This is a genomic window from Actinomycetes bacterium (assembly GCA_036000965.1).
Lineage (GTDB): Bacteria > Actinomycetota > CALGFH01 > CALGFH01 > CALGFH01 > DASYUT01.
Window position 1 is genome coordinate 1 of the sequence record DASYUT010000209.1, and the last position, 4,403, is coordinate 4,403.

Annotated in this window: 3 protein-coding genes; 2 read left to right on the plus strand and 1 reads right to left on the minus strand. The window is 69.5% G+C overall.

Going from position 1 to position 4,403, the window contains the following annotated elements; all coding sequences use genetic code 11:
• Both VG276_19525 and VG276_19530 read left to right on the plus strand, forming a co-directional pair.
• Nucleotides 1-537 (plus strand): hypothetical protein (locus VG276_19525; protein ID HEV8651523.1); only part of this gene is annotated, 537 nt, incomplete at its 5' end.
• Nucleotides 538-921: 384 nt separating this feature from the next.
• A complete protein-coding gene (locus VG276_19530; GenBank protein ID HEV8651524.1) occupies nt 922-2,292 on the plus strand; it encodes a hypothetical protein in 1,371 nt (456 codons plus the stop codon).
• A 1,100-nt stretch (nt 2,293-3,392) separates the two neighbouring features.
• Here VG276_19530 and VG276_19535 read toward each other — a convergent pair.
• Nucleotides 3,393-3,770 (minus strand): hypothetical protein, encoded by a 378-nt coding sequence (locus tag VG276_19535; GenBank protein ID HEV8651525.1) that lies wholly within the window; start codon nt 3,768-3,770, stop codon nt 3,393-3,395.
• Nucleotides 3,771-4,403 lie beyond the last annotated feature (633 nt).

Genomic DNA, 4,403 nt, shown 5'->3' on the forward strand with positions numbered 1-4,403 from the left:
CCCCCCGTGATCCGGGTGCGCCGCCCCCATGACCCGGATGCACCGCTCCCCGTGACCCGGGTGCGTCGCCCCCGTGACCCGGGTACGCCGCCCCCGCTGACCGCGCTGGGGTTCGGGGATCTGCGGGAGTATCGGCGGGTGCGGCGGGTGCGGCGGGTGGGGCAGGGGGGGTCGGTGGCACCGATGCGGGCCGAGCTTGGGGCTTGGGTGCCGCTGGCTGCGGGCGCAGCTGGACGGGCTCGGACTGGCATAGCCATCCGGGGCCGTGGCCGGCCAGGCGGGGGGGTCTGCCAGCAGGCAGGAGGCGATGGTGAGGATGGAGTTGCCGACCGCGACCAGGGCACGCTGCTTGCCGCGTCGCTGCACGATCGGCCGGTAGCGGGCGCCGAGGAAGGCCGTGGTCGTGCACGGCCCCCGATCGCCGCCTGGCCGATGGTGGCGCCGGTCCAGGGGTTGGCGTTGCCGGTGGAGCTGGATGTGGTCTTGCCGGCCGATGGGTTGGTCGTGGGCGCGACCGTGGCCCACGACACCAGGTGACCGGCGCTGGGAACCCGGGAGGTGTCCACCCCGAGCTCGGCGCGCCGACCGTGCCGACGCCGGGGATGGCATCCAGCTTGGCCACCTGGTCGGCAACCGGGGCGAGCAGCTCCTCGATCCGGCCGGTCAGCTGGTCGGTCTGGGCGCCGACCGCGTCGATACGGCCGGGCAGCATCGGCAACAGGGAGCCGTGGTGGACACGGACGTGCCCGATGCGCGCCTCGGCCAAGCCGCCGAGCTTTCTGGGCGTCTCCCCTTTTCGATTCTGCCCCATCACACGGTCGCCCGCTTCCACGGCTCGACACGGACGCCCGCGATTCTGGTGAGGCAGTTGACCGGCTTGTTAGGATCATCCGAGTCCGTTCCTCCACCCTGAGATCCCTCATGACCAACACGGCAGCCCTCGCGAGTCCCATCCCGATCACGGCTACCGAGCTGTCGAGCCGTGACGTTGGCCAAGGGATCTTCTGGATGCTCAGTTCGAGTCCCGAGTGGGTTCACCGCCGGCGGGAGTACGTCTCGTTCCACGACTCGGCAACCGTCTCGCGCCGTGTCCGTGTCGAGCTCACCGTTCCCGACGTCACGCCGCGACTGGGTCCTCTTGGCGGGAGGGTCTGCCTCGTCCCGCTCGCCTTCCTCGAGAAGCGCGAGTTCACCAACTTCGACGTTCGTGACGAGGACGGACGGACGCTGCCGGTGCTAACCGCGGACGAGGCCATCACCGTCGGTACAGCCGCCCTCCTGGCGGCAGCGTGCCATGCCCTGAGCTGTGAGCTAGGCGGCCTCGATGAGGGATTCGCTGATCGCGTCAGAGACGTCGTCGCAGGAGACTGGGACGAGGCAGGCGAACATGATGAACGCGATGCCAGGTTCCCGATGGAGCTGCGCAACGGTCAGGTCTTCTGGCCCTTGCTGGAGCGACTGGCGTCCGAGTTCCCGGTGCTCGTGCTGCTCCCCGAATGCATCGGCCAGCGACGAATCCTCGAGTTCTCCTACGACGAGACCGTGGATGTCCGCGACCTGACGGTTGACGCCGAGGACATGCAGGACCAATGGATCGGGCCGAAGCCAAAGCGGCTGTTGTCCCGCCTGGCGTCACGGCTTGGCTGGGCACCGACCAGGATCACCGTTCCCATCCTCGCAGCGGCCGACAGCAAGAGCTACCACTTCGAGGCACGGGCGCCAGATGGCGTGGAGATCACCGAGGCGGCGCTGGCGGTCGGCCCTGACCGCAAGTCTCCATCCCATCGGCACGACTGGGCGCCCGGCGGCACCCCTGGAGTGCATCTGCACGTCAGCCACGCCGTACGCGGCTCGAAGGGCGATGCGCTGATCTCGTTGCGGGCCAGTCGACGAGGCTGGCTTGCGTTCGCGTGGTTCAGCGCCACTGTGATCGCGCTCGTGCTGCTCCTTGGCATGCTCTGGATCCCCAAGCTCCTGTCCACACCCGACCACTCCGGCGCAGCCGCCGCCGCCTTCCTTCTCGTCCTGCCCGGCGTATTCGCCACGGTGCTCGTGCGTCCTGGCGAGCACGCCATGGCATCGCTGCTGCTCCTCAGCGTGAGAGGCATGCTGCTCACCGCTGGGCTCATCGCCTACGTGGCGGCCGCGCTGCCGCTTTCCGGGCTACCGCAGGATCGGGTCACGCTGATCTGGGGGGCGCTCTCGGTGCTCGCCGTGACCTTGGCCGTCGCGATCACGCTGAGCTACCGCCTGCCCAGGATCCAGACGAAGCGCCCTTCAAGACTCAACTAGGCACGCCGATCGATCAGACACCTCAGCTCACCGGGAGCCCAGCCGATCAGCCTGCGCCGTTGCCAACGCAGGGAGTCGGGTTTACATGGGCCTACGACGTGTCATAATGAGCATGTCGATCCGATTGTCTCGTTCGAGAATGGAGGTCGCCCGCCAAGAGTCACGCGCCGAACGGGGGATGGCCATGCCGAAGACTCTTGAGGAACTCAGAAGCGCCCTTGGCTTCGACAAGCCGTCCGCCAGGGTCCGCTCAGCGAAGATCTCTCATCGCCGACCGCATGACGACCGAGACCAGCAGCAACCCAGCGAACTCACCGCAGCCGCACGACGAGCGCGCGAGGCGCTGCTCTCACCTCCCGCCTCCCCTTCGGTGAACGGCACAAAACGGTAGCAGTCGTGCAGTCGGCGTGACCCTGGACGTTGCACAGGTCCGTGGGTACGGGGCCCGCTCGACCAGGGCCTGGCTGCGCGCCACCCCGGCCCGCCCGGCGAACGGGGCGACCAGTCGCACCAGCGCCCGAGCCGCCCCAGTGAGACGAGTGTCGGAACCGAAGGCGGTCGCGACGGCCAACTCGTCGGACGGCCGCTGGAAGGAAGCCTTGGTGGCACAAATCGACAGGCTCGTGGCCGGGCCACCCGCTACCCGCGCCCAACCGCCGCCTGCTGGACCACCTCGCCCGGGAGCGCGAGCACCTGTTCACCTTCCTGCATGCCCCCGCAGTACAGGTCACCAACTGACGGGCGAAGCACGCCATCCGGCTCGCGGTCATGTGCCACAAGACCTGGAGCGGCAACCGCCCTGGGTGGGAGCCACTACCTGGCAGGTCCTCATCAGCGTGCCGCACCGCCACCCAACAGGCCCGCGATCCCGTCGAACTGCCCGCCCGCCTCCTCCGACGCCTAGACGCATCGTGGCTGACGGAAGGCTGATGGACGCCGGATGGAGAAGTGCTGGAAGCTGATGGACACAGCATCGCGCCCCTGCCCGGAACTCCATCGCAGCCCCAGGACCGCCGCCAGCGCGGCCCGCATCCGTGGCTTGCTCAAGGTCGATGCCGCCGACCCGGGTCCGGCCGATGCGGGAGGGCAGCGGCAGCGCGTCAAGCGTGCCGTCGGGCAGGAAGCCGGTGTCGACGCAGTCCAGGGTGGTGGGAGAACCGCTCGGCCATGCCCGCAAGGCGGGTGACGATCTGGGGGAACTTCCCGATCGCCCGGCCGCAGCCGAGCTGGCCGGTGTGGTGCACGACCGCTTCGAAGCGCAGCACGTGTTCGCCTTTGGTGGAGCCCTTCAGGGTCAAGGGTCCGAAGTGGACCTTGCACAGGGTCAGGTCCCACCGAGGTGTCTCGGTCACCACTGCCAGCCGAGGCGACAGGTCGGGGGTGCCGCCCGGGCCCGGGCGCTGCTTGGCGCCAAACAACGTCCGCAGGGTCGGCACGTCCAGCCGGGAGCGGGCCCGGTCGACCAGCGTGTTGCACACGCGGTCCAGCTGACCGCCCACCCGAACCGGCAGGTTGCGGGGTGTACGCGGCCTGGTCGGCCGACCAGGCGTACCGGAAGCCGCTGCGGGCCTGCTCATCGGAGTCCAGGCCAAAGCACAGGCAGGCCGAGGAGATCCACCGCTCGCACACGGCCGCCAGTCGCCCTACCGTCGCTGGCTGCGACAAGGCGGCTGCGACCTGCGCCAGGGCCTGCGGGTCGGCCACCGCGGTGCAGCAGTTGCCCTGGTTGGTGAACCCGGTCCCGGCCGTCTGCGCCTGGCAGGCGACGTACTCGTGGCCGTTTGCGATGACCTGCGCGCCGAACGGCGGATGCCCGCTCAGCTTGACCGTCAGGTGGCCCCACTCGGGGTCCATGATGTGGAACGAGTCGTGGTTGCCGTAGGCGGTCTTCTTGGCGAGGTTGCCGATCACGCCGCTGGCCGAGCGGCGAACCTCCCACACCGTCGCCGGCGCGCGGGCGACCAGGATCAAGAACACCCCCGCTCCCACCGTGTGGGTGGCCAGGTACTCCTCGGCGATGCGGTGCTTGTGCTCCCGCGGCCGCAGTCGATGACCGGGATGCCGTGGGCCTTGGCGAACCCGCGCACCCGGCGGCTGAACCGGCCCGCCAT